The 24,745-nt window shown below is 67.1% G+C and carries 20 protein-coding genes; 8 read left to right on the plus strand and 12 right to left on the minus strand.

Annotated elements, in window-relative coordinates:
* Positions 1-6: 6 nt before the first annotated feature.
* Together WHH00_RS12790 and rsmI are read right to left on the minus strand one after the other, a co-directional pair.
* A complete protein-coding gene (locus WHH00_RS12790) occupies positions 7-1,506 on the minus strand; it encodes an NAD-dependent succinate-semialdehyde dehydrogenase (protein WP_231457256.1) in 1,500 nt (499 codons plus the stop codon).
* A gap of 184 nt (positions 1,507-1,690) precedes the next feature.
* Positions 1,691-2,566 (minus strand): 16S rRNA (cytidine(1402)-2'-O)-methyltransferase, encoded by an 876-nt coding sequence (gene rsmI, locus WHH00_RS12795; protein ID WP_406633288.1) that lies wholly within the window; start codon positions 2,564-2,566, stop codon positions 1,691-1,693.
* 54 nt (positions 2,567-2,620) lie between these two features.
* Here rsmI and WHH00_RS12800 point away from each other — a divergent pair, with 54 nt between their 5' ends.
* Both WHH00_RS12800 and WHH00_RS12805 read left to right on the plus strand, forming a co-directional pair.
* Complete coding sequence (locus WHH00_RS12800) at positions 2,621-4,339, plus strand: dolichyl-phosphate-mannose--protein mannosyltransferase (protein ID WP_406633290.1); 1,719 nt, start codon at positions 2,621-2,623, stop codon at positions 4,337-4,339.
* Positions 4,340-4,405: 66 nt separating this feature from the next.
* Entirely contained in the window at positions 4,406-6,235 is a 1,830-nt protein-coding gene (locus tag WHH00_RS12805) for an AMP-dependent synthetase/ligase (RefSeq protein WP_406633292.1), read from the plus strand.
* A gap of 69 nt (positions 6,236-6,304) precedes the next feature.
* On the opposite strand, the gene WHH00_RS12810 is transcribed toward WHH00_RS12805, so the two are convergent.
* Positions 6,305-7,507 carry a TIGR01906 family membrane protein gene (locus WHH00_RS12810; RefSeq protein WP_406633294.1) on the minus strand — a complete coding sequence of 401 codons (1,203 nt, stop codon included), beginning with the start codon at positions 7,505-7,507 and terminating at the stop codon, positions 6,305-6,307.
* A gap of 124 nt (positions 7,508-7,631) precedes the next feature.
* Entirely contained in the window at positions 7,632-8,624 is a 993-nt protein-coding gene (locus tag WHH00_RS12815; RefSeq protein ID WP_406633296.1) for a stage II sporulation protein M, read from the minus strand.
* Between the two features lie 71 nt (positions 8,625-8,695).
* Here WHH00_RS12815 and WHH00_RS12820 point away from each other — a divergent pair, with 71 nt between their 5' ends.
* Positions 8,696-9,496, plus strand: a complete 801-nt coding sequence (locus WHH00_RS12820; RefSeq protein ID WP_406633298.1) for an RDD family protein — start codon at positions 8,696-8,698, stop codon at positions 9,494-9,496.
* Position 9,497: 1 nt separating this feature from the next.
* Here WHH00_RS12820 and WHH00_RS12825 read toward each other — a convergent pair whose 3' ends face one another.
* The 4 genes from WHH00_RS12825 to WHH00_RS12840 all read right to left on the minus strand — a co-directional run bounded on the left by WHH00_RS12825 (position 9,498) and on the right by WHH00_RS12840 (position 13,079).
* Complete coding sequence (locus WHH00_RS12825) at positions 9,498-10,736, minus strand: Ig-like domain-containing protein (RefSeq protein WP_406633300.1); 1,239 nt, start codon at positions 10,734-10,736, stop codon at positions 9,498-9,500.
* Positions 10,737-10,799: 63 nt separating this feature from the next.
* A complete protein-coding gene (gene ahcY / locus WHH00_RS12830) occupies positions 10,800-12,278 on the minus strand; it encodes an adenosylhomocysteinase (RefSeq protein WP_406633302.1) in 1,479 nt (492 codons plus the stop codon).
* A gap of 98 nt (positions 12,279-12,376) precedes the next feature.
* Positions 12,377-12,613: a hypothetical protein gene (locus WHH00_RS12835; protein WP_350003800.1), complete on the minus strand. Its 237-nt coding sequence runs from the start codon at positions 12,611-12,613 to the stop codon at positions 12,377-12,379.
* Between the two features lie 76 nt (positions 12,614-12,689).
* Positions 12,690-13,079, minus strand: coding sequence for a DUF3499 domain-containing protein (locus tag WHH00_RS12840; protein WP_231457267.1), 390 nt, complete (start codon positions 13,077-13,079; stop codon positions 12,690-12,692).
* Between the two features lie 118 nt (positions 13,080-13,197).
* On the opposite strand from WHH00_RS12840, the gene WHH00_RS12845 reads away from it, so the two are divergent.
* Positions 13,198-13,710 carry a metallopeptidase family protein gene (locus WHH00_RS12845; protein WP_231457268.1) on the plus strand — a complete coding sequence of 171 codons (513 nt, stop codon included), beginning with the start codon at positions 13,198-13,200 and terminating at the stop codon, positions 13,708-13,710.
* A 43-nt stretch (positions 13,711-13,753) separates the two neighbouring features.
* Here the strand turns inward: WHH00_RS12845 and WHH00_RS12850 are convergent, their stop codons facing one another.
* The 3 genes from WHH00_RS12850 to WHH00_RS12860 are packed head-to-tail and all read right to left on the minus strand — an operon-like array spanning position 13,754 to position 19,378.
* Positions 13,754-15,445 carry a DUF5719 family protein gene (locus tag WHH00_RS12850; protein WP_406633305.1) on the minus strand — a complete coding sequence of 564 codons (1,692 nt, stop codon included), beginning with the start codon at positions 15,443-15,445 and terminating at the stop codon, positions 13,754-13,756.
* Positions 15,438-18,815, minus strand: a complete 3,378-nt coding sequence (locus tag WHH00_RS12855) for a glycosyltransferase family 2 protein (protein ID WP_406633307.1) — start codon at positions 18,813-18,815, stop codon at positions 15,438-15,440. Before WHH00_RS12855 ends, WHH00_RS12850 begins: the two co-directional genes overlap by 8 nt.
* Positions 18,816-18,844: 29 nt before the next feature.
* Positions 18,845-19,378: a WhiB family transcriptional regulator gene (locus WHH00_RS12860; protein WP_350003803.1), complete on the minus strand. Its 534-nt coding sequence runs from the start codon at positions 19,376-19,378 to the stop codon at positions 18,845-18,847.
* 417 nt (positions 19,379-19,795) lie between these two features.
* Between WHH00_RS12860 and WHH00_RS12865 the strand changes: the two genes are divergently transcribed.
* Positions 19,796-20,494, plus strand: a complete 699-nt coding sequence (locus tag WHH00_RS12865; protein ID WP_406633309.1) for a TIGR03089 family protein — start codon at positions 19,796-19,798, stop codon at positions 20,492-20,494.
* A gap of 47 nt (positions 20,495-20,541) precedes the next feature.
* Here WHH00_RS12865 and WHH00_RS12870 read toward each other — a convergent pair whose 3' ends face one another.
* A complete protein-coding gene (locus WHH00_RS12870; protein WP_350003805.1) occupies positions 20,542-21,111 on the minus strand; it encodes a GtrA family protein in 570 nt (189 codons plus the stop codon).
* 173 nt (positions 21,112-21,284) lie between these two features.
* Between WHH00_RS12870 and WHH00_RS12875 the strand changes: the two genes are divergently transcribed.
* Genes WHH00_RS12875 through WHH00_RS12885 form a run of 3 tightly spaced genes read left to right on the plus strand, consistent with a single transcriptional unit; the run spans position 21,285 to position 24,718 of the window.
* Positions 21,285-22,481, plus strand: coding sequence for a 5-(carboxyamino)imidazole ribonucleotide synthase (locus WHH00_RS12875; RefSeq protein ID WP_406633312.1), 1,197 nt, complete (start codon positions 21,285-21,287; stop codon positions 22,479-22,481).
* Positions 22,478-23,062, plus strand: coding sequence for a 5-(carboxyamino)imidazole ribonucleotide mutase (gene purE, locus WHH00_RS12880; protein ID WP_231457274.1), 585 nt, complete (start codon positions 22,478-22,480; stop codon positions 23,060-23,062). Before WHH00_RS12875 ends, purE begins: the two co-directional genes overlap by 4 nt.
* A 9-nt stretch (positions 23,063-23,071) precedes the next feature.
* Complete coding sequence (locus WHH00_RS12885) at positions 23,072-24,718, plus strand: LCP family protein (RefSeq protein ID WP_406633314.1); 1,647 nt, start codon at positions 23,072-23,074, stop codon at positions 24,716-24,718.
* Positions 24,719-24,745 lie beyond the last annotated feature (27 nt).

Raw genomic sequence — 24,745 nt, forward strand, 5'->3', positions numbered from 1 at the left:
CCGGAGTTATCCGGCGTAGGGGTCGGCGATGCCGATGTACTGGGTGTAGAGGTATTCCTCGATGCCTTCGAGGCCGCCTTCGCGTCCGAGGCCGGACTGCTTGACGCCGCCGAAGGGTGCCGCGGCGTTGGAGATGACCCCGGCGTTCAGGCCGAGCATGCCGGTTTCGAGTTTTTCGCCCATCCGGATCCCGCGGTTCAGGTCCTTGGTGAAGACGTAAGCCACCAAACCATATTCGGTGTTGTTGGCCAGGCGCACGGCGTCGTCTTCGGTGCTGAAGGTGATGATCGGGGCCACGGGTCCGAAGATTTCCTCGGACAGGATGCGGGTGCCTTCGGTGACGCCGGAGAGGATGGTGGGCTGGTAGAAGTAGCCCGGCCCGTCCACCGGCCCGCCGCCCAGGACGGCTTTGGCGCCGGAGGCGACGGCGTCAGAGACCAGTTCGTGGACCTTGTCCCGGCTCTTGGCATCAATCAGCGGGCCCACCTTGGATTCGGGCTCGGTGCCGCGGGCGGTGGTCATGTCCTTCATCTTCGCGGCGAACTTCTCGGCGAACTCGGCCGCGACGGACTCGTGGACGATGAACCGGTTCGCCGCGGTGCAGGCCTCGCCCATGTTCCGGAGCTTGGCGAGCATCGCACCGGCGACAGCGGCGTCCAGGTCAGCGTCCTCGAAGACGAGGAACGGGGCGTTCCCGCCCAGTTCCATGGAGGTGCGCAGGACCGTTTCGGACGCGTCCGAGAGCAGCCGGCGGCCTACCTCGGTGGAGCCGGTGAAGGAGAGCTTCCGCAGCCGGGAGTCCTTGATCAGCGGCCCGGTGGTGGCGCCCGCGGTGGAGGTGGGGATGACGTTCAGGACACCGGCGGGCAGGCCGGCTTCCATCATGACGGCGGCGAACAGCTGCGAGGTCAACGGGGTCAGGTTCGCGGACTTCAGGACCATGGTGCAGCCTGCGGCGACGGCCGGGGCGATCTTGCGGGTTGCCATGGCCAGGGGGAAGTTCCACGGCGTGATCAGCAGGCACGGGCCCACCGGCTTCTTGGTCACCAGCAGCCGGGACTTGCCGTCCGGGGATACCGAGTAGCGGCCAAAGGCGCGGACGGCTTCCTCGGAGAACCAGCGCAGGAACTCGGCACCATAGGTGACCTCACCGCGGGCCTCGGCCAGCGGCTTGCCCATTTCCATCGTCATCAGCAGCGCGAAGTCCTCGGCCCGCTCGGTCACGAGGTCAAACGCCCGGCGCAGGATCTCGCCCCGTTCACGCGGCGGGACCTTCGCCCACGACTCCTGCGCCGCAGCGGCGGCATCCAGCGCGGCCGCACCGTCCTCGGCACCGGCGTCGGCGATGCTGAGCAGGACCTTGCCGGTGGCCGGATCCTCGACGTCGAAGGTCTTCCCGGAAATGGCATCCCGCCATTCGCCGTTGATCAGCAGGCCAGTGGGGACAGAGGCCAGAAGGGCGCTTTCGCGGTCTGCGGAAACGGCCGGCTGTGCAGTGACAGTCACGATGACTCCCTCGTCAGTAGGGTTGGTGCAGCCCTTTGGCGGCGGCCGGAGTGACCGGGCCCATACAGGCTGAATTACTGCCAGACTACTGCGGCGGCTTCCGGCAGGTCTACGCCGTTGCGCACTGCCGCGTCATGGCGTTGCTGTGCAGCTGCACAGCGGTCCGGCACGTTGCGCGCGAACGTCAGCGGGCCGCCAGGACGGCGGAGTAGAGCTCCCGCTTGCTCACCCGGACATCCTCGGCCACCGCTGCCACTGCCTCCTTGAGCCGGATGCCCTGGGCCACGAGTTCGTTCACCGCTGCCACATGGTCCTCCGGCGTCCCGGCCGCCTTTTCCGGCGCCCCGCCCAGGACAACAGCGATCTCGCCCCTGATCTCCGTGCTTTCCGCCCACACCAGAAGCTCACTGAGGGTGCCGCGGATGACCTCTTCATACGTCTTGGTCAGCTCACGGCATACGGCAACGGGACGGTCCGGCCCGAACCGTTCGCGCAGTGCCCGGAGCATCACCTCCAGCCGGTGCGGCGCCTCGAAGAACACCGTGGTCCTGCGCTCCCCGGCAAGCTCGGCCAGCCGTGACGCCCGCTCACCGGCCTTCCGCGGAAGGAATCCCTCAAAGCAGAAGCGGTCCGTCGGCAGGCCGGATAATGCCAGGGCGGTGAGCACCGCTGACGGCCCCGGGACCGCCGTTACGGTGAGCCCGGCCGCGACCGCCCCTTCAACCAGGCGGAAACCCGGATCCGAGACTGAGGGCATCCCGGCGTCGGTGACCATTACCAGGGTGCTTCCTGCCTGCACCTGTGCCAGCAGCTCGGCCGTCTTGGTGGCCTCATTGTGCTCGTGGTAGCTGATGACCCGCCCGGCCACGGTGACGCCCAGGCTCTGGACCAGCCGATGCAGGCGGCGGGTGTCCTCGGCAGCCACGATGTCGGCGGTTCCCAGCAGTTCCACCAGCCGCGCGGAAGCGTCACCGGTGTTTCCGATCGGGGTGGCGGCAAGCACGATGCGCCCCGCAGGTGCCGGGCCGGAATCAGGAAGGGTGCTGGGGTTAGGGTCCACGCCACCAGCCTACTGCTGCCGGGGACCGCCGGCCGCAAACGGTAGCATGGGCTGGTGACGCAGACCTCGACGCGGCCGGGCGGGGCCGGACAGGCCGCCCCCGCGGCATCCGGCGATGAAACCGGGGGGACAGCTATCGGTTCGGGCGCTTCCCCCCTGCGGCCCTGGGTCAGCCGCCCCGCCGAGGCCTTCACCCTCGAAGCCCTGCTGGCACGGCTCGTGGGCAACGCCCGCGGATGGCGTGACTACCCGCCGTCGCTGAGGCTGTGGTTCCTTCTGGTCCCCGTCCTGACCGCCGTCACCGGCGGGATCCTCAGGTTCGTCCGGCTTGAGGCGCCGCCCAAACTTGTCTTCGACGAAACGTATTACGTCAAGGACGCTTACTCCTACCTGGTCAGCGGTTATGAGCGCGGCTGGCCGGACAAAGCCAATGACGCGTTCAACGCCGGAAACCCCGGGGTGCTGCTGGACTCCCCCGAGTATGTAGTCCATCCGCCCGTGGGCAAGTGGATGATTGCCGCCGGCATGGGACTCTTCGGCCCGGAGAACCCTTTTGGCTGGCGGTTCGCTGCAGCACTGACCGGAACACTGTCCATCCTGCTCCTGTCCCTGATCGCCCTGAAGCTCTTCCGGTCGCTGCCCCTGGCAGGGGCCGCCGGACTCCTCCTGGCGGTGGACGGCCACCACCTGGTCATGTCCCGCACGTCGCTGCTGGATATCTTCCTGATGTTCTGGGTCCTGGCCGCGTTCGGGGCCCTGCTGCTGGACCGGGACAGCGGCCGGCGGCGGCTGGCCCTGCGGCTGGCACGGGCCGCCGCGGACAACGGGGGGCGTCCGACGGCGGTCCAGCTGCTGTCCGGTCCCTGGCTGGGCATCCGCTGGTGGCGCGTGGCAGCGGGGGTGTGCCTGGGGTTTGCCGTCGGAACCAAATGGTCGGGGCTCTTCTTCCTTGCCGGCTTCGGGCTCCTCACGGTTTTGTGGGACCTCAACGCCCGGCGTGTTGCGGGCATCCGCGGCTGGATCAGCGGCGGCGTCATCAAGGACGGAGTCCCCGCGTTCCTGAGCATGGTGCCGGTGGCTGCGCTCGTGTACGCGGCATCGTGGACAGGCTGGTTCCGGTCCGAAAACGCGTACTTCCGCAGCTGGGCGGAAAGCAACCCGTCGGCCCAGTGGGGCTGGCTGCCGGACGCTGTGCGCTCGCTGGCCCACTATCACCGGGAGGCCTACACCTTCCACCAGGGCCTTGGATCGGACCACCCGTATGAGGCGAGCGCCTGGAGCTGGCTGGTACTCGGCAGGCCGACGTCGTTCTTCTACGAAACGCCGCCGCAGGGCAGCCCGGGCTGCGCGGTGGAAAAATGCACCTCCGCGATCCTGTCCGTGGGAAATCCGCTGATCTGGTGGGGCGCCGTCATTTCCCTGGTGGTCCTGTTGTTCTGGTGGGCCGGACGGCGGGACTGGCGCGCCGGCGCCATTCTGGCCGGTGTGGGTGCAGGCTACCTGCCGTGGTTCCTGTACCCCGAGCGGACCATGTTCTACTTCTACGCAGTCTCCTTCGAGCCTTTCCTCATCCTGGCGCTCGTGTACTGCCTGGGCCTCGTCCTGGGCAGGGCCTCCGACCCGCCCTGGCGCCGCAGGTCGGGGCTGTACCTGGTAGCACTGTTCGTTGCTGCCGCCATCCTGCTGTCCGCCTTCTTCTATCCTGTCTGGGCGGCCGAAACGATTCCCTACGACGCCTGGAAAGTCCGGATGTGGATGCCGTCCTGGATCTAGGGCAGGATGGCATCAGACCCCCAACAGAGCCGCTGCCGCGGCGTGGCAGCGGAACGGAGACCTGCTGTGAGAGAAGCGAGCACGGAACTGCTGGTTGAGCTTGACGCCGCCAGCAACGTCACTGACCTGCTGCTGGAGCAGCATGCCGCCAACCCGGCCCATGCCCTCTACCGGCGGAAGGGGCCGAACGGCTGGGTGGACGTCACGGCCGCAAAATTCCTGCAGGACGTCAGCGCCCTGGCCAAGGGCCTGATCGCCGGCGGCATCGAGCCCGGCGACAAGGTGGCGGTCATGTCCCCCACCTCCTATGAGTGGACCCTGGTGGACTTCGCCATCTGGTTCGCCGGCGGGGTGACGGTCCCCATCTACGAAACGTCCTCCGCGCGGCAGGTGGAATGGATCATCCAGGACGCGGGGGTGCGCCGCGTCTTCGCCGGGGACCGCGGCCTTGCCGCCCTGGTAACAGGTGTCGTGGCCGGGTCCGACGTCCTTCGGGACCGGCTGGTCAACGTTGTGAGGATGGATTACGACGGCGACGCGCCCGACCTTGCCAGCCTCGCCGCCGCCGGCGCCGGGGTCACGGACGCGGAGCTTGAGCGGCACCGCAGCCAGGCCGGGCTGGATGACATTGCCTCCCTGGTTTACACCTCAGGCACCACGGGCAATCCCAAGGGCTGCGAGATCACCCACGGGAATTTCGCCTTGGTGGCAAAGAACATCGTGGCGTTCCTTCCGGAGCTGCTGCTGCAGGACCAGGCGCGCACCCTGATGTTCCTGCCGCTGGCACACGTGCTGGCCCGCGCTGTGCAGGTGGTCTGCCTTACCGCCGGGGCCACCCTGGGCCACACGCCGGGAGCGGCCCAGCTCCTGGAGGACCTGGGAACCTTCCGGCCCACGTTCCTGCTGGTGGTGCCGCGGATCTTCGAAAAAGTCCGGGCCACCGCCGCCCACAAGGCGGCGCTGGCGGGCAAGGCACGGCTTTTCACGGCGGCATCAAACGCCGCGATTGAGTACTCGCGGGAGGAGGACCGGCGCAACCGCGGCCAGGGCGACGGGCCGGGGCTGCTCTGCCGCGCCCGGCACGCGCTCTTTGACCGGCTCCTGTATCCCCGGCTTCGGCAGGCCCTGGGCGGGCAGGTGGGGTACACCGTATCCGGTGCCAGCCCCCTGTCCCCCGATGACGCCCACTTTTTCCGTGGCGTGGGGATACCCGTGCTGGAGGGCTACGGCCTGACCGAAACCACGGCACCGTGCACGGCCAACACCCCTGCCCGGACCCGCGTTGGCTCAGTGGGCATACCGGTCCCGGGCACCACCATCCGGGTGGCAGGGGACGGCGAGATCCTGGTCAAGGGGATCGGGGTGTTCAAGGGCTACCACAACAACCCGGCCGCGAACGCAGAGGCCTTTGTAGACGGATTCTTCCGGACCGGCGACCTCGGGGAACTTGACGCGCAGGGGTTCCTCACCGTCACCGGGCGCAAGAAGGACCTGCTGGTCACCGCGGGCGGCAAGAACGTGGCGCCGGGTCCGCTCGAGGAAAAGATCCGCGCCCACCAGCTTGTAGGCCATGCCGTGGTGGTGGGCGACGGCAAGCCCTTCGTCTCGGCGCTGGTGACCCTGGACCCGGAAGGCGTGGACAACTGGCGCTCCGAACGGGGCCTGCCCGCCCTTGCAGTGGGCGAAGCGGTCGGCGATCCGGACGTCCTCGCGGCGGTCCAGGAAGCGGTGGACCACGCCAACCTGCTCGTGTCCAAGGCGGAGTCCATCCGCAGCTTCTCGCTCCTGGACGCCCAGTTCACTGTGGAGTCAGGCCATCTGACGCCGTCCCTCAAACTGAAGCGGGCCGCCGTCGTGCGCGACTACGCCGAGGAGATCACCGAACTGTACGCCTAGGGCGCAGTCCCCCGGCTGCCTGGCACGTTTCGTGCCTTATTCCGTGCCGGCGGCGGGTGCCTCCCCGCCCTATTCCGTGCCTGTGGCGGGTGCCTCCCCGTCCTTGGCCAGGCCGCGCCGCCGGCGGGTGGGCCAGGTGAGGACCAGTGTCACGAGTGCGGCCAGCAGCACCAGGCCCGCAATCACGATGCCGGCATCAATCCAGAACTGGCCGGGGAACAACCGGATGAGGGTGTCGTCCAGGCTGAACGTCCAGGACCCGTCGGCGAAGAAAATGCGGTGGAACTCGGTAAAGAACTGCTGCCAGCCCAGGACGGCCAGCGTGCCCAGGCCGAGGATGGTCACCAGGGTGATGATGGAACCCGCGAAAAGGCCCCTCCGGACTCCGCCGGTGCTTCGCTTCCGGAGGTAAAGGATGGCGATAATGCTGAACAGGACCAGCACGAGACCGGCGCCGAACGTGGACAGGATCACCAGTTTGACGTCCGCCATGTGGCTGACCTCGCCGTCCTTGAACAGCTTGTCGCCGCCGCGGTGCACCAGGTCCCCGAGGTAGCGCGGGCCGGACCAGTTGCTCAGGTAATCCACGGCGTAGGAGCCGTAAGTCATCCGGTCATCCGTGCTGAAGCCGTACCCGTCGCCGGGGAACCCCGGCCGGTTGTACTCCACCCAGAGGAACAGCGGGCTGGTCACCGCCCGGACAGCCAGGATCAGCAAGACCAGCGGGAAAAAGATGGCGAGCAGGACCTGCATAACCCGGGGCGCCACTGGTTTGGCGTTGGCGGCGCTCTCCCGCTGGGCGTTGCGGCGTTCAACCTCTTCCTCCGGCGGGCGGACCTGCAGCGCGGAGGTAGGGAGCGGTTCCTTGAAGACCGGCGAACTGTCCTCCCCGGGAGCCTCAGCGGCAGCTTCAGCGGCTTTTCGGTCGGCCCTGCTCTCCGGCTGGAGGGACCCGTCCCGGTGGGCCGGGGCGGTTCCTGCGCCCCCCGCAACGGCAGAGCTCCGCGCAGCTGCGGAAGGAGCGCCAGCGCCCTGGCGTGAGGGTTCGCCGTCAACGGTGGAAGAGCCAGCGGCCGAGCTGTCCTCAGAGGAGGAAGCAGCAGGCGGGGCGGAAACAGCAGGCGCGGCGGAGGACCCCGCTGCTGTGCTGGAGCCCTTCCCTGCGGGGGTCAGCCAGGAAAACGCGGGCTCGTCGGAGTCCCCGGACGTGTCCAGATGAGGTTCCGGCTGCGGCTCGGCGCTCTTGGCGCGGGCCGGTTTTTCGTCTTTCACAGCAGCGTCACTTCCGTCGTGTTCCTGCGCCGGGCCGGGCTCAGCCGGCGCACTTATCTGGTGTCGAGCCTACCGTCCGGGCCTTGGGCTGGACGAGGAACCACCCCGGCGGAATTACAACGATTCAGGCAGCGATTTCGGTGTAGCCCGCGTCCTCGCGCCGAAGATCCCCGCGTTCTCCCGCGAGGTAGGCGGGCCTGCCCCACCTCAGCACATAGAACCAGTACGCCGCCAGGACAGCGGCTCCGATCCCGATCTTGGCCCACACCGGCAGCGCGCTGGGGGTCACGAATCCTTCAACCAGGCCCGAAACAAACAGCACAAGGACAAGGCCCAGGGCAACAGTGATCAGGGACCTGCCCTCCTCCGCAACAGCCCGTCCCCTGGTCATCCGGCCCGGCGACACCATGGCCCAGAAGATCCGAAGGCCGGCCGCGCAGGCGATGAACACGGCCGTGAGTTCCATCAGGCCGTGCGGCAGGATGTAGCTGAAGAAGACGTCGCTTTTGCCCGCGGCGGCGAAAATTCCGGCCGCGATGCCCACGCCCTGCGCGTTGCTGAACAGGATCATCGGTACCCAGAACCCCGTAATCCCCAGGGCTACAGCCTGGGCGCTGATCCAGGCGTTGTTGGTCCACACGGCACCGGCAAAAGACGCCGCGGGGTTTTCAGAGTAGTAATCGATGAAGTCTTCCTCGACGTACTGCCTGGCCGCTGCCTCGGTGGCCACTGCCCGCAGCGCCTCGGGGGACGTGCCGATCCACAGTGCGTAGGCCGCGCCTATGAGGATGAAGGCAGCTCCGCAGGCCAGCGTGAGCCACGTCAACCGGTAAAACGCCGCCGGAAGGGCCACCACAAAAAACCGTGCCAGGTCCGCAGGCACGTTGGACCTGGCCCCGGTGAAGCGGGTCCGGGCCTGCGCCAGGGTGGCGGACAGCGAGGCGGAAAGCCCGCTCTCGGGCGCAACTGACCTGATCAGGGAGAGATGGGCGGACGTGGACTGGTACAGCGCCAGCAGCTCATCGGCCTCGCGGCCGGAGAGCCTGCCCTTGGCGGCGAGCTCGTGCAGCCGTGCCCATTTGTCCGCGTTGGCTGCGGAAAAGGCGTCCATATCCACGCGACCAGCCTAGCGCCACCGCACTAGACTTTGAGCGACGCACCGGAGGGGCGGCGGAATGGGGAAGAACAGTGAGTTCGATCATCACAGGCGAGGCCGTGGTCCTGGAGCTGCGGCCGGCATCTTTCGCGGCCCGCGCCCTTGGGCTGGTCCTGGATGTCGCCTTCAACATCATCCTGCTTATTGCGATCCTGATCGGGCTTGCCGCTGCGGGAGCGGACCTGGATGGGGCTGCTGCCCGTGCCCTAACCCTGGCCAGCGTGGTCTTCTGCCTGGTCATCGTCCCCGTAGCAGTTGAAACGCTGAGCCGCGGCCGCTCCCTGGGGAAGCTGGCCACCGGCCTTCGGGTGGTCAGGGACGACGGCGGTGCTATCCGTTTCCGCCACGCCGTCATCCGGGGACTGACCGGATTCCTGGAGATCTACCTTACCTTCGGCGGGGTGGCGCTGACCGTTGCGCTGTTCAATGACAGGTCGCGGCGGCTCGGAGACCTGATGGCCGGAACCTACGCGGTCCGCACCCGCGTGCCCGTGGAGCAGCCGGTTCCGGTGTTTGTACCGCCGCGGCTCCGCGCCTGGGCTGCCGCCGCGGACATTGGACGGATTCCCGACCCGACGGCGCGCAGGGCTTCCCAGTTCCTCCGGCAGGCGGGGCGGATGGCGCCGGCGTCCCGGTCAGAGATGGCCGCATCGATCGCCACGGAACTGTCCGCCCATGTGGCCCCTCCCCCGCCGGCGGGAACCAGCGCGGACGACTTCCTTGCCGCCGTCGTTGCTGAACGCCGAAGCCGGGAACTGGCCCGGCTGATGGAAGCACGCCGGCGCAACACCGATATCGGTGAGCGGCTGCAGCGGCTTCCGTTCGGCAGCTGAGCTAGTTGTCGTACTCGCTCCACGGGATGTTCCAGTCGCCGAACCCGTCATCATGGGCGGCGTAGTCGCCCTCGGTGTTCACGATCTGCACAACGTCGCCGGTGCCCATGTTGTCGAAGACCCAGGCAGCGCCGTCGGGAGCGAACCCAATGCAGCCATGCGAGACGTTCGCGTTGCCGATAAACGGATAGGCAGACTCAAGCGCCTGGTGGATGTAGGCGCCGCTGAGGGTGAGGCGGATGGTGTATTCCACGTCAACATCCCCGTAGTAGGCAGGATCGTCCGGCTTGAGCCCGATGCTTGAGGCCCGGAAGTGGTCGTAGCGCTTCTTTTCCATCAGTACCCCGTAGCCGCGGGCTGACGGGAAGCGCTTGTCCCCCATGCTGACGGGGAGTGTCTTGACCACCTGGTCATTGACGCTCAGCGTAAACGTGTGCGCGGCGGAATCCGCCACCGCCACCTTCTTGTCCCCGATGGAGATGTTCACCTTCTTGTTGAAGTTGGCGATCTGCCCATTGCCGAGGTCAACCCCGAACAGCTTCATGTCCATGGCAATCGTGGAGTTGGCCGCCCAGAAGTTCTCCGGCCGGTACCTGACCATGGTGTCGCTGTGCCAGTGGAAGGCGCCCGTCTGGCCTGCACTGCTCGTAATGCTGATGGCTTTCTCCACGGCCTCGCGGTTGACCACGGGCTCGCTGAAAATGACCTGCAACGGCTGGCCCACGCCGACTTTCATGCCGTCCAGGGGGTAGATGGCGGCGTCGGCCTCATGGGAGCTGGAGACGGTACTGAAGGACTGCGTGGTACTGCTCTCCCGTCCCGCGCCGTCCTTGACCACGTATGTGTAGCTGTAGTCAGTGTTGAACTTCAAGGGGCCGGCGGCGGTCCAGCCGGTTCCCTGGGAATCGATGGAGCCCTCCACGGTCTCGCCGCCGGTGCTGGTGAGGGTGACGCGTTCGATGGTCCCGTTAGCGACCTTCAGGGACACCGGCGCTGCAGGATTGACCTGCTTCGCGCCGTCTGCCGGTGCGGCGTCGAAGGTTACCGGAGCCACCACCGGAGCTGCGATGCCCGGGGACGTCCTCACCGCGGAGCTGGCCTCGGATTCGATGGCACCGCGGGCGATGTCCGGCGCCACAGCGGCGAAGACGCCTCCCACGGCAGCGAGGAGGCAGACGGCGGCCACCACAAGGACCTTCTTCATTCGACCGGGACGGCGGGACGGGACTTCAGGCTCCATATTTTGATCCTAGGCGCAGAAAGTAACGGCCCGGGCGCGCTGGGCACCCGGGCACTTTACTTCTTAGTAACGATAGTGCTCGGGCTTGTAGGGACCGGCGACGTCGAGGTCGAGGTACGCAGCCTGCTCCTTTGACAGCTCGGTCAGTTCCACGCCGAGGGCGTCGAGGTGCAGCCGGGCGACCTTCTCGTCGAGGATCTTGGGCAGCACGTACACCTGGTTCCCGTACTCCCGTTCCCCTTCCGGCTGGTTGCTCTTGGTGAAGAGCTCGATCTGCGCGATCGTCTGGTTGGCGAAGGAGTTGCTCATCACGAATGACGGGTGTCCGGTCGCGTTTCCGAGGTTCAGCAGGCGTCCTTCGGACAGCACGATGAGGGAGCGCTCCCGGTCTGTTCCCTCGTCGAGTACCCACTCGTGCACCTGCGGCTTGATTTCGATCTTCTTGATGCCGGGGATGCGGGCCAGTCCCGCCATGTCGATCTCGTTGTCGAAGTGACCGATGTTGCCAACGATCGCCTTGTCCCGCATCCCGGCCATATGCTCGGCCAGGATGACGTCCTTGTTGCCGGTAGTGGTGATGAAGATGTGGCCCTCGCTGAGGACGGATTCCAGTTTTGCCACCTGGTAGCCGTCCATCGCTGCCTGGAGCGCGCAGATGGGATCGATTTCCGTGACGATGACGCGGGAGCCCTGTCCACGGAAAGCCTCCGCTGCACCCTTGCCCACGTCGCCGTAACCGCAGACGACGGCGATCTTGCCGCCCATCAGGACATCCGTTGCGCGGTTGATGCCGTCCGGCAGGGAGTGCCGGATGCCGTACTTGTTGTCGAACTTGCTCTTGGTGACGGAGTCGTTGACGTTGATGGCCGGGAACAGCAGCTTGCCCTGCTCCGCGAGCTGGTAGAGGCGGTGCACGCCGGTGGTGGTTTCCTCCGTGACGCCCAGCAGGCGGGACCCGATCCGGGTCCACTTCTGCGGATCCGCCTGCAGCGAAGCGCGCAGCACCTCGAGGAAGACGCGGCCTTCCTCGGACTCGTCGTCGGCGGCTGCCGGGACGGCACCAAGGGCTTCGAATTCGGCGCCCTTGTGGACCAGCATGGTGGCGTCTCCGCCGTCGTCGAGGATCATGTTCGGGCCGAGGTCCGGGTTAGTGTCCGCGCCGGGCCACGTGAGGATCTGCTCGGCAGTCCACCAGTATTCATCCAACGTCTCACCCTTCCAGGCAAACACGGGAACGCCCTGGGGGTCCTCGACGGTTCCGTTTCCGACCACTACGGCCGCGGCGGCCTCGTCCTGGGTGGAGAAGATGTTGCAGGAGGCCCAGCGGACCTCGGCGCCAAGCGCCGTGAGCGTCTCGATCAGCACCGCGGTCTGCACGGTCATATGCAGGGATCCGGCGATCCGGGCGCCCTTGAGCGGCTGCGTGGGGCCAAACTCGGCGCGGAGCGACATCAGGCCCGGCATCTCGTGTTCGGCAAGGCGGATCTGGTGCCGCCCGGCTTCCGCCAGGGTGATGTCGGCAACCTTGTAATCAAAAGTCATGGGTAGTCCTTCGTCCTGTCCGAAAGTGCTGTGCCTTCGGTTCTGCTGTGTAAAGTTCGACGGCGGCCGTGGCGCCTGCGTCCGGGCGGGCAGCGCTGCTATGCGGTCTGGCCCGTTCCGCGGGCTGAATCGTGCTGGTCCGAACCTGCCGCGGTGGCCGCTGCCAGCAGCTCGGGCGGCAGGAGGAGCGGTATGCCGTCCTCGATGGCGTAGCGCGGCTTCACTCCGGAGTCCCCGGCAACGGCCGCCACCAGTTCCTCGCCTTCCTGCACCAGGGCTGAACCCGTCACGGGACAGCGGAGGACGGACAGCAGCTCAGGACTGACATGTGGCATTTTTGGTGCTCCCTGGCGGGCGCGCTCGCGCCGGTAGCGGACTGGTGTGCAGTTACCAGCCTACCGCCAGAGGATGTCAGGAGGGTTCACGCAGGACGCGCAGGTGTCCCCTGCGTGTACCCTCGGCGCCGGCCGGTGCTTCCAGCGCCGAATGGGGCGCGCGCTGCGCAGGCGGCTGCTGGCCCTGGGCCGGCAGGGCCGCTGCGTCCCGCACCGCATTGGCGAGGGCCAGGAGGTCGTCGGGGCCCGGCTGCTGCGGTGTTGTCGGCATGGCCAGCCGCAGGACTTCCCAGCCGCGGGGAACGGTCAGTGAGTCGGCGTGCTGCTCGCACAGGTCGTAGCAATGCGGCTCCGCAAAGGTAGCCAGCGGGCCAAGGACCGCGGTGGAATCTGCGTAGACATACGTCAGGGTAGCCACCGCTGACTGGCGGCAGGCAGATCTTGAACACTGACGGATAGCTCCCACGACATCACAGACTACTCCGTGTCCGCACCAAAACCCTGCATTGCCCGCCCGACCCGACGCGTCCCGGCCGACGGGGGAATGTATCGCATAAATGTTCCCCCGGGTTTAGAGTCGATGTATGCAGTCATCGAACCAGAAATCAGGTTTCACGGTCCGGTTGGCTGGTCCGGATGCCCCCGGTAATCCGGGTACCGGCTCCTCCGGCAAAAGCTTCATGATGCGCCGCCGGAACCGCCACGGACGCGGACTCCGCGGGGAGGTCATGCTCCCCACGCACCCCGGCTACCGGACACGCTCGGACCGCTTTGATGACATGGTGATGGACTCCGCACAGAGGCTGCACGACATTTGGGGCAAGACGCTGGACGGCGTGCGGTTCGGCGTCGATGAAATCCCTCCCGACCTCGAACAGCTTGCAGCCAACTCCGCGTCGGCGCCGATGGGCTCCTACACTCCAGCCGCGGACGGCGAAGGGCCAATGATCACGGTGTACCGGCGCGTGGTGGAGCAGGGCTGCCCCGGCCCCGAAGAGCTCCAGGACCTGGTCCATGACGTTGTGGTGGAGCACACCGCTGAGATGCTGGGAGTGGCTCCCGAAACCCTGGACCCGGTCTACCGCCGCAGGTACTGACCTTCCGGGGTTTACCGGGGGTCAAACCAGCGGCTGAGGGCTCCTAGTGGCTCAGGGTAACGGGCACAGTCTCCTGGCCCGCCGCCGCTGCCAGGAACGCCAGGGTTGAGACGTCGCTCCTGCCATCCTGCTGGATCAGGACGGCACCGTAGGCGGCATCCCCTGACGCGGACACCACGTATCCCACCACGTCGGCGTCACCCTCCTTCTCCGGAACAGCGATCGAGGACGTGGTTCCGCCTGCGATATCGGCGGTGGCCGGTGCCCGGACTTTCCCGTCCGACGTAATGGCGGCGTACGTGATGGTTGCCCTGGTATCCAGGGCACCGAACACCAGGCTGCGGATCCCGCCCTGCGGCACCGGAACGACGTGCTGGCTGCCCAGCCGCACTCCGGACGCGGCCCAGGCAACATCCGTTGGCTGGCCATCCTGGAGCCCGCGGGTGACCCGGGTCGCGGCGACGAACGAAACGTCCGAGGATGCCGCCACCGTGTACTGCCCGGCCGGGACACCCGCGAGGGAGATTTCGGTGACGGCTCCCGCCTTTGCAGTGATGACCCCGCCCGAGGGAAGGGCAACCTGCCCGTCCCGGCCGTAAATCCGGACTTCCACCACCGCATCCGATGGACCCGGAACTGTCAGGTGCAGTGCCGGTCCACCGTCCCCATATCCCGGCTTTCCGGTTAACTGGGACAGCCCGGCGGGGTCCTGGATATCCACTCCTGTCATGACCTGCCGCACGGCCGGAGCCGCTCCCGGGGCTATGAAGTCAACGCCTCCGGGCGTGAGGCCCCGCAGGACGCTCTGCTGGATGACCGCGGCAACGGGCCCGCCGGCACTCCGGACGCGGACGCTCAGCTGCTCCTCCCCCGGCGCCAGCCCAGCGAGGACCACGGCCCGCGAACTGCCCGGCGCAACCAGCAGCCCCCTGCTGCCGGGTGCCTGGATCTGGCCCTGTGCACCGAAGAGCTCCAGGCTGACGGTGGCGGGGGTGCTGGAGGCGTTGGTTAACAGCAGTACTGACGCCCGGCCCACGGTGGTGCTTGCCCCCGCGATCCACTGGTCGTTCGAGGGCTGGTGGCAGTTGGATGCTGCGGTGCCCTGAAGATCCCCGTCAGTGGCGGTAAACTTCATCGCCGCAGCAGCCGAGGCTTTTTGGTTTGCCAGTGCGTCGGCGCTCAGCACGCTCACCTGCTGCACGGGACGGGCCGCCACAACGCCTGCCAGGAGTTCCTGGGGCGCCCCGGCAGAAGTGCCCTGGCCGGGCCCTTCGGAGATTTCGACGGCGGTTGTCCCGTCCAGCTGGGACAGCCGGCTGGCCGGCAGTATTCCTGCCGCGCCGAGGACCGCGCCCGTCACGGCGCTGGCCGCGGTGGCTGATACCGGGCTGAACTGGGGGTCCACGCCGGCTTCGGTGCCCTCCAGCAGCCGGGCAGGGCCAGGACAAACGCCCAGGCTGGCCCCGGCAGGGACGGCTGCCGCGGCTGCGGCTACCTCACGGCTCGATTCCGGCGGTGGCAACAGTGATCCCCCTGCCACGACCGCCCCTGCGCCGGCGAGGATCATTGCAGCGGACGCGAGCCCCACGAACGTGGTTTTGCGTCCCTGCCGCTGGGGCCGCTGCCCGGAATCCCCGGTGTCCGGGCGCACTGTGTTTGCGTCGTCCAGCGGTTTGCCGGCGTCGCCGGAGGACTTGATCTGCGGCGCTGGCGACGGCGTGGTGTGCTCATGCATTCTGGTGTTCCTTACGCAGGGAGCCCTCATCCCGGGAGATGCCCGTCCGTGGCCTCCTGGCCGGCATCGGTATGGCGAGCAGGACTGTCAGGCCGATCACCGTGATCTGTGCAATGGCCGCCCCCAAGGCCCAGGGGTTCTCGTAGCGGATGGTGAGCTGGCCTCCTGATGCGGGAAGCGTGAAGGCCTGCGACCAGCCGGAAGTAGTTGCAGTCAGTTTGCGGCCGTCAAGCCAGGCGGTCCAGCCGGCGTCCGCTCGTTCGGCCAGCACCACAAGGCGGCCCTCAGGACCGGCCGGAACGGGGGCATCCACGTCGCTGTAGCCGGAGGGAACCAGCCCGATGGCAGCACCGCTTCCATCGACGATCCGCACGCGGTGCGCAATGTCTGCAGCCTGCAGCGCCGGCTGGTTCAGCGGAGTGATCCGCCAGAGCCAGCCCACATCGGTCTGGCCCACGGCAACAAGGCCCGGTACTGCGTCCACCCGGCTGGCCGTCAGCTGGGCCGCGGTATCAGCGGAGCGGAGGACAACAAAGCCCACGCCCAGCTGTTCGAGATCGTTCCGGGGGTCAACGCCCTGGCCGGCGACGATTGTGGCAACCACGCGACGGACGGCAGCGGTGACATCGTCGTCGTCGCGGATGGATTCGGCGCCCGGGCTTCCGATGATGTTCCGCGCGGAAGCAATCGTGGAGAGGCTGTCCAGCGTGGTTCCGGCACCGCGCATCAGGGAGGCGTCAAACGTCCCGTTGTCCCGGGTGCCAATCAGCAGCGTGCGTGTTTGCTCAGGCCCGGTGCCGCGGTCAATGGCCGTGGCAGGCAGGGTGCGCGGGTTGGCGGGCTCCACCAGCCGGGGCGTACCAAGTGAGCCGGCGTCGTCATCGGGGGTGGCTGTGCCCGCGGTCTCGGCGCCCGGCGTGGCGGCACCTGTGGCGGCGGAGGCCGTGGCAGGGCGCAGCAGGTTTTGGGCTGACCAGGCAGCCATACCGGCCAGGGGCCCCGCGAGCAGGATGGCCATTCCCACGGCGGTGGCGGATTGGAGGGCAGCCCGGCGCTTGGCGCTGCCGGTGGCCGCTCCCCTGTGCGCCATGGCCAGGAGATGTTCCGCTCCCAGGATGCCTGCCGCCAGGAGGGCGAAGGCCGCAGCAGACACTGCCGGCCCGGAAAACGGGGTCACGAGCTTTTGGGCGTTCAATCCACTGGCCACGTGGCCGGCCAGCCAGCCGCCTGCAAGGACAAGCACGGCGGACACCCAAAAAACCCTCGCCATGGCGGCGCGGTGCCCGGGCACGGCGAGTCCGGCGACAGCCAGTGCCAGTACCGGTGCAGCGACCAGGAGTGCCAGCAGCAACGCCCACGGTGCACTTCCGCCGGCAAAAGCGGGAAGTCCTGCGAGTCCCCCTTGCGGATCGAACCGCAACGGCTGTCCCAGCAACTGCTGCCACAGCGGAGCCGCTTCAAAGGCAAGCGGCAGGCCGGGGTCGGCCAGTAATGACCTCGGCCTGTCGAGGACGGAGAGGCCGAAGGGAATGAACAGGGCCGCTGTGGGAAGCAGGGCCCACCAGACCGTGCGGCCGCGGCGTCCGGGCAGGAAGCCGCAGAGCACGACCACCACGACGGCCGGCACGAGGAGTGAGGGTGCCGACGCAACAACAACCGCCAGCGCAAGGCCGGCTGCGGCCGCGGCGGTCCAGGACGGCGTGCCGTTGATACCGGGCCTGATGGGGGGCCTCTCGCCGGGACGGCCTTCGGCAGGGGAAGGCAACGTATAACGGCCGTGTCCCACTGCGGAGCCGGTGGCCCGCAGCAGCGCCAGGGCCACCAGGGGAAGCATGATGTGCGCAATCAGTGCTCCGGCCCTGCCCTGGTTGAGCGCAACCTGGAGTGCGGGCGCGGCGGCCCACAGGAGGGCCGCGGCAAGCCGGAGCCGGCGGCGGACGGTCAGCCCCCCGGCGGCGAACCATGCCGTGAGTCCGGACAGCGGCGTGGCGAGCAGCAGCAGCCAGGCCATGGCCGGGTTGGCGTCACCTCCGCCCAGGACTCCCAGGATCCACAGGACGTATCCGAAGGGGTCTCCCCGCCCGGGCAGCCCTGCCCCCAGGGTGATCCACCAGCTGGAAGCGTGGTGCCAGATGTCGCCGAGGCTTGCAGCGACAGGAATGAGTGCACCGCCGGAAACGGCGTCGGCCCGGAAGAGACCTGTCAGGGCCAGCAGCGACGCCACGGATGCAACAATGACCACGGCAAGGGCTCCGCTGCCCACCCATCCACGTTTTGTGGTGGCCAAAGCCGCGAAATCGTCCGATGCGTCGCCAGTGGGCTGGTGCGCCAAAGGATCCTGTTCAAGCTCGTCCGATGGCGAATTGTCCGAGCCGAGCGCTTCCATCAGGGACCGCCTGTGGCTCCAAACCTCGCGCCTGGGGGTTTGGAGCTTACGGATCACCGACCGGCGGATGCGGCGGGTCCGGCGGGCACTGCGGCGCGCCTTAGCCACTGCGCGCGGCCTTCCGAGAGCCGCGCAGGTGGCAACCAGCTGTGACAGGCCGTGCGCAGGATCCTTAACCAGGATGCTCAGCACCAGTTTGAAGAGGCTGCCCAGGAGCGCCCCGGCTCCATGGACCGGCACCATCCATGGCGTGGAATGCTTCAGGCGCAGATGGACCTGGGCTTTCCGGGCCGCCGCCGCGTTGCCCAGGGCGTGTGGCCTGTGGGCAACGTGGAACATGCGCGCTGCAGGCACCACGACGACGCGGTGCCCCGCCAGCCGGTTGCGCCAGCAAAAGTCGACGTCGTCGCCGCTGCCCGGCAATGCGGGATCGAAGCCGCCCAGTTGCTCCCAGATGTCACGGCGGACAAGCATGCCGGCGGAGTTGACGGCGAAGGTATCGCTGCGGCCGTCGTACTGCCCCTGGTCGAGCTCGTCGGCATCGATCAGGGTGAGCCGTTCTGCCCACCGGCTGGTGGACAGGCCGACGTCGATGAGCTTGCGTTCCGCGTGCCAGTCCAGCTGTTTGCACCCTGCGACAGTGACCGACGGCGCCCGTTCAACGGCGCTGAGCAGTTCGGCGAGTGCTTGCGGAGCCGGTGCTGCATCATCGTGCAGCAGCCAGATCCACTCCGCCCTGTCCGGGGCCGCGGTCCCCCGCCATGGGGCCAGCTCCGCCAGTACGGCGGAAACAGCTGCGCCCATACCGCCCTTGCCGCGCGGCTGGCTGGTGACGTTTGGTTCGCCCAAGGCCCGCTCCAGGAGGACCTTGGAGTCATCCAGGGACCCGGCATCAATACCGATGGCGTAGTCGGCAGGCCTGGTCTGGGACGCCAGGGCGGCAAGTGTTCTGGGCAGATAGGCACTGCCGTTGTGGGCGACCACAACGGCAGTGACATGAACTTCCTGGTGAATTAGATTGCTCGCTTCCTCAGCCGCCGGCGCTCACGCTCGGAAAGGCCTCCCCAAATGCCGAACCGTTCATCGTTTGCCAGAGCGTATTCAAGGCACTGGGAGCGCACGTTGCAGGCCCCGCAGACTTTTTTCGCATCCCGCGTGGAGCCGCCCTTTTCAGGGAAAAAAGCCTCGGGGTCCGTCTGGGCGCACAGGGCGTCTGTCTGCCAGCCCAGTTCGCCTTCGTCGTCGAAATCCTGCTGGAAGGGAAGCCCTATCCACACAGGCTGGCTTGCGCCGCCCGCAGCCAGTTCCATGGGCGGGTCGAGGTCATCCTCCGACTCCGCGCCACCGTCAAGAAGTGCCTCGTGGGCGGCGAGGAAGGCAGTGGCCTGGTCTTCAAGAAGCCCATCCGCATTTTTGTTGTACCGGTCGGCAGCATCAGGATCGGCGGGGTCCACGTACCAATCGCTCGGTACCCCCCTGGCACGGTACTTTGCCGTTGCCTGACCGGCTACGACGGCATCTTCCTGGATACGCTCTGCTTGCCCCATCGGCGACCCTCCTGATTTGCAGCAACTGCCTGGATACGCGGCACTCGGTTGTGTGCCGGCATTTACGCAGTTGCCTTTAGTTATCTCTAATTACACGTGTGTAACTTGGGCGAGTCAAGCCGCCGCCGGATAATAATCACTCCGGACGGCGAAGGCCGCGTACGCCACGCCCGGGAATTTATTACGGATGCACGGCGTGGCTCACCGGGACATCGGAATCGCGACCGGGTACCGCTCGGATCGCCCCCAACGGCGGGGAAAATACCTGCAAAGACCCTAAATAGCAAGCAGGCTGAGTATCTATTGTGATATATCTCACTCCGGCGTGTACTGCTGTTTCCTCCCTCAACGACTGTCCGGAAACGACGGTCCGGAGTCAACGGTGACTGCCACCGGCGCCGGTGGCAGGATGGTGCCATGGGCAACCCGCTATCTGATCTGATGTCAACGCTCCGTTCGGGCAATTCAACGGCTCCCCGGCTCACCTGGTATGGCCCCGACGCTGAACGGGTGGAGCTCTCCGGCAGGGTCCTGGACAACTGGGTCGCCAAAACGTCCAACCTGCTTCAGGACGAGTTGGACGCGGCCCCCGGCATGCGCCTGCGCATGGAACTGCCCGCCCACTGGAAATCCATGGTCTGGGCGCTGGCTGCCTGGCAGGTGGGGATGCAAACCGTGCTTGATGACGGTGCAGCGGACTACATGGTTACCGCCGATCCGGAGTCAGCTGAGGGGAATTACGACGCCGTCATCGCCGTCGCCCTGCCCGCACTGGCGATGCGGTGGCCGGGTACGCTTGCTGCCGGCTTCCTGGACTATGCTGCGGAAGTCCGCTCGCACGGGGACGTCTTCATGGCGCACGCCGAACCGGACCCGTCGGGGTGCGCGGTGGTGGCCGGAAACGGCCGCGCGTACTCCCACCAGGACCTGCTCAATGGCTTCGCCGCGCGCCACGACGAAGGCGTCCGCCTTCATGTACCGGCCGGGAATGGGCTGGAAGGGGCGCTGTCCAATGCTTTGGGCGCGTGGCGGCACGATGGATCGGTGGTCATGACGCATCCGGATGTGGAACTGACTGACAAGCTGCTCGCAGCGGAGCGGATCCACGGCAGCTAAGAAAGCGGGGCCCACTGCGGCCAACCTGTCCGCCTTGAGCTGTCCAGCTATGGCTTGGCGCGGCCGTCCCTCGAAGGTGCACGCTCCGCTTCGCGCTCCACCCCCGGGCCCTGCTCCTTGTGGTGGTGGTGAAGCTCGATGAGCTCGTGGTCGTGCGAGAACTCCGGCTCCTGGTCCAGTTCCTGGTTAAAAACCAGGAACCGGTACGCGAAGAAGCGGACCACGGTAGCCACAAGAATGCCTGCCACGCCGGCCAGGAACAGCATGTTCTTGTCCGTGACGCCCAGCCCGTATTTCGCGAGGGCGGTGAAGCCCGTGGAGATACCGATGCCTATTCCGTTGATGAGGACGAACATCAGGAATTCCCGGAGGACGTTGGCCTGCCGGCGGTGCCGGAACGTCCAGAGCCGGTTGGCGATCCAGGAGAAGACCGTGGCCACGGAGGCGCCGACAAACCGCGCCTTGGCCTCACTGTCGGTCATCGGGCCGTGCATCAGGTAGTACGTGAGTCCGTTGTCGATCACGAAGGCCACACCGCCCACGGCTCCGAACTTGGCCACTTCGCGCCAAAACAGCGAGGCGAGCCCCCGGATACGGTCTGCAAGTGTGGTGAACATGGCCCTCCATGGCTGTGTGAACTGTGGGCCATTGGGCCACAGGCTATTTTAGCCCCCAAACCTGTGAGCGGGCCGTCCCAACGGCCTTACAGGGGTACTCGAGGCGCCGAAATACTCCCGGCCCGCCGGACCGGAACGCGGGATACCGGACGGTCTTCGGTAGGCTGGCCTACGTGACTTTTCCAGTAATAGGCGTTGTTGGCGGCGGCCAGCTTGCCCGAATGATGGCCCCGGCCGCAACAGCACTCGGCTTCGAACTCCGTGTCCTCGTCGAAGGGGAGGACGTCTCCGCCGTATCGGCAGTGCCCTCCTCTCCGGTGGGCGACTACAAGGACCTGCAGACGCTCCTGGACTTTGCCCAAGGCCTGGACGTTATGACTTTCGACCACGAACACGTCCCGACGGACCACCTCCGCGCACTGCAGGACGCCGGCGTCAACGTCCAGCCCGGGCCTGATGCACTCGTGAACGCCCAGGACAAACTGGTCATGCGCGCTGCCATCGACCGTCTGGAGCTTCCCAACCCTGCATGGGCCTCCATCCCCGACGTCGCTGCCCTGGTCAGCTTCGGCGAGGAGACAGGGTGGCCGGTTGTGCTGAAGATGCCGCGCGGCGGCTACGACGGCAAGGGCGTCAGGATCGTCGCCTCGGCGGAAGAAGCCGCTGACACTACCGAGTGGTTTGAGGCCATGAGCCCCCTCCTCGCCGAGGCCAAGGTGGAATTCACCCGGGAGCTTTCGGCACTCGTTGCCAGGACGCCCGACGGCGAAGCCCGCGCCTGGCCGGTGGTGCACACCATCCAGGTGGATGGTGTCTGTGATGAAGTGATTGCTCCTGCCCTGGATATCCCGGTGGAGGTCGCTGCTGCCGCAGAGGACGCTGCCCTCCGGATCGCCGGCGAGCTTGGCGTTACGGGAGTGCTGGCCGTTGAGCTGTTCGAGACCCCCGGCGTGGGCGCAGGGTTCCTGATCAACGAACTTGCCATGCGACCCCACAACACAGGGCATTGGACGCAGGACGGTTCGGTGACAAGCCAGTTCGAGCAGCACCTGAGGGCGGTACTGAACCTTCCCCTGGGCGCCACCGACGTCCTGGGCCCCGTGGTGGTGATGAAGAACTTCCTGGGCGGCGACAACCAGGACCTGTTCTCCGCGTACCCGATGGCGCTTGCCAGTGAACCTGCCGCAAAGGTGCACTGCTACGGCAAGTCCGTCCGCCCGGGCCGCAAGATCGGCCACGTGAACCTGGTGGGTTCGTCCACCGCAGACGTTGATTCCGTCCGCCGCCGTGCCACGATGGTTGCAAGCATCATCCGCGACGGCCGGGGACCGGCAGAAGAACTGCCAAGCACTTTCGAGGAGAAGCCATGAGCGACCAAACCACTCCCGCCGCCGCCTCGGAGGCCGCACCGCTGGTTGGACTGGTCATGGGATCAGACTCGGACTGGCCCGTCATGGAAGCCGCGGCGGATGCGCTGGCGGAGTTCGGCATTCCCTTCGAGGCCGACGTCGTATCAGCCCACCGGATGCCCACCGAAATGATCCGCTACGGGCAGACGGCCCATGAGCGCGGGCTGCGGGTCATCATCGCCGGGGCCGGCGGCGCAGCCCACCTGCCGGGCATGCTGGCCAGTGTCACCCCGCTCCCGGTCATCGGCGTCCCCGTTCCCCTCAAAACCCTGGACGGAATGGACTCCCTGCTGTCGATCGTCCAGATGCCCGCCGGCGTTCCGGTGGCCACCGTGTCCATCGCCGGGGCCCGCAACGCCGGGCTCCTGGCCGTGCGGATACTCGCTGCGGGCACGGACGAGCTCGCAGCGTCGCTTCGCGCGGACCTCCTTGATTTTGCAGCAGACCTCAACGCGGTTGCGGCCCGCAAGGGTGCCAACCTGCGCCAGAAAGTCACCGAGGTGTTTGCGGACGGCAACGGCGCCCTGCGGGGCGGCCGCTAGGCGGCGCGTATGTCCAGCAGCAAAGTGCAGCAGACCGCCCCCGGCACGTCCATGACGGACCCGGTCCGTTACCCTGCCAGCGCTTCCTCCCCGGTACGCACAAAACGGGCCTTTGTCCTGATCCTCCTGACCCTCCTGGTTCCGGGCAGCGCCCAGATCGTGGCCGGCGACCGCAGACTCGGGCGCGCCGCTTTGCGCGTAACGCTAGTCGTCTGGGCGGCAGTGGCTGCCGCCGTGCTCCTGCTGCTCTTCAACCGGACCCTGCTGATCAACCTCATCACCAGCCCCTTCGCTTCACTGGTCATCGTCGTCCTGCTGGCAGCCCTGGCCGTGGCCTGGGCATTGCTGTTCCTCAACACCCTCCGGCTCATCCGCCCCATACTGCTGGCACCCCGGGCACGGCCGGCAGTCGGCATAGCCCTGGTACTGGCCATGGTCCTGGGCAGCGGGTCCCTTGGTTATGCTGCCTACCTGCTCAACGTGGGGCGCAACGCCATCGGCAGCATCTTCTCCTCCGGCCCCAGCATTGATCCCGTGGAAGGCCGCTACAACTTCCTGATGATGGGAGGGGATGCAGGCGAGGACCGCACGGGCAGGCGCCCGGACAGCCTTTCCGTCCTCAGCGTGGACGCCGAGTCGGGGCAGACCGCCATCATCTCAGTGCCCCGGAACCTCCAGAATGCCCAGTTCAGTGAGGACTCCCCCATGCGGGCGATCTACCCCGACGGCTACGACTGCGGTGATGAGTGCTTGATCAACGCCATCAACACCGAAGTGACGAACGAGTACGCCGACCTCTACCCCGGCGTGGCCGACCCCGGGGCGCAGGCCACCCTGGAGGCAGTTTCCGGGACGCTTGGAATCACGGTGCAGGCTTACGTCCTGGTGGACATGGACGGTTTCTCCCGGCTCATCGACGCGATGGGCGGCATCAGGATCAAAGCCGGCGGCTGGGTTCCCATGAGCGGCTACTTCGACGATTTCAGCCAGACCCACGGCATGCCGCTGGGCTGGATTCCGGCCGGTGAACAAACCCTCGACGGCAACCAGGCACTGTGGTACGGAAGGTCGCGGGAGTATGTGGACGACTATTCGCGCATCCAGCGCCAGCAGTGCGTGCAGCAGGCCATGCTCAAGCAGCTGGACCCGGCCACCCTGCTGGCCAAGTTCGAGGACATCGCCGACGCCGGCACCAAGGTGGTGGACTCCAACATTTCCTCCTCGCAGCTTGGCAGCTTCGTGGACCTTGCCATGAAGGCCAAGGGCCAGGAGGTCCGACGGCTCACCATCGGCCCGCCGGACTTTGACGCCTCGTTCTCCACGGTTCCGAACTTCGATGAGATCCACGAGCGCGTGGACCAGCTGTTGGCCTCCGCGTCCTCGCCCCAGGCGGGCGTGCAGGACGACACCATGGTGGAAACGGGCACCGCACCGGGCCGTGTCCAGGCCGCGGCAGCCAGGGCCTCCGGCGTCTTCCCCCTTGCCGGCGCCGTTCGGGCACAGCAGTCGCCCGCGCCGTCGGACTTCACTCCGGTAACCACCACGCCGGATGGCGAGCTGATCACCGAAGAGATGCTGACCCAGCTCAAGCTCGAGGGCAACGAGCAGGCAATCGCCGAGCTCGTGGCAACCAACGGCCAGTGCGCGCCGCTGTAGCCGCACACATTATCCAGCAGACCTAGG

The sequence above is a fragment of the Pseudarthrobacter quantipunctorum genome (assembly GCF_045291495.1).
GTDB classification, from domain to species: Bacteria; Actinomycetota; Actinomycetes; order Actinomycetales; family Micrococcaceae; genus Arthrobacter; species Arthrobacter quantipunctorum.

What these genes read in the sequence shown, in the direction of transcription:
- WHH00_RS12825 (WP_406633300.1), bottom strand. Translation starts at nt 10,736, where the DNA reads ATGGAGCCTGAAGTCCCGTCCCGCCGTCCCGGTCGAATGAAGAAGGTC.
- ahcY (WP_406633302.1), bottom strand. Translation starts at nt 12,278, where the DNA reads ATGACTTTTGATTACAAGGTTGCCGACATCACCCTGGCGGAAGCCGGG.
- WHH00_RS12835 (WP_350003800.1), bottom strand. Translation starts at nt 12,613, where the DNA reads ATGCCACATGTCAGTCCTGAGCTGCTGTCCGTCCTCCGCTGTCCCGTG.
- WHH00_RS12845 (WP_231457268.1), top strand. Translation starts at nt 13,198, where the DNA reads ATGCAGTCATCGAACCAGAAATCAGGTTTCACGGTCCGGTTGGCTGGT.
- WHH00_RS12850 (WP_406633305.1), bottom strand. Translation starts at nt 15,445, where the DNA reads ATGCATGAGCACACCACGCCGTCGCCAGCGCCGCAGATCAAGTCCTCC.
- WHH00_RS12860 (WP_350003803.1), bottom strand. Translation starts at nt 19,378, where the DNA reads ATGGGGCAAGCAGAGCGTATCCAGGAAGATGCCGTCGTAGCCGGTCAG.
- WHH00_RS12865 (WP_406633309.1), top strand. Translation starts at nt 19,796, where the DNA reads ATGGGCAACCCGCTATCTGATCTGATGTCAACGCTCCGTTCGGGCAAT.
- WHH00_RS12870 (WP_350003805.1), bottom strand. Translation starts at nt 21,111, where the DNA reads ATGTTCACCACACTTGCAGACCGTATCCGGGGGCTCGCCTCGCTGTTT.
- purE (WP_231457274.1), top strand. Translation starts at nt 22,478, where the DNA reads ATGAGCGACCAAACCACTCCCGCCGCCGCCTCGGAGGCCGCACCGCTG.
- WHH00_RS12885 (WP_406633314.1), top strand. Translation starts at nt 23,072, where the DNA reads ATGTCCAGCAGCAAAGTGCAGCAGACCGCCCCCGGCACGTCCATGACG.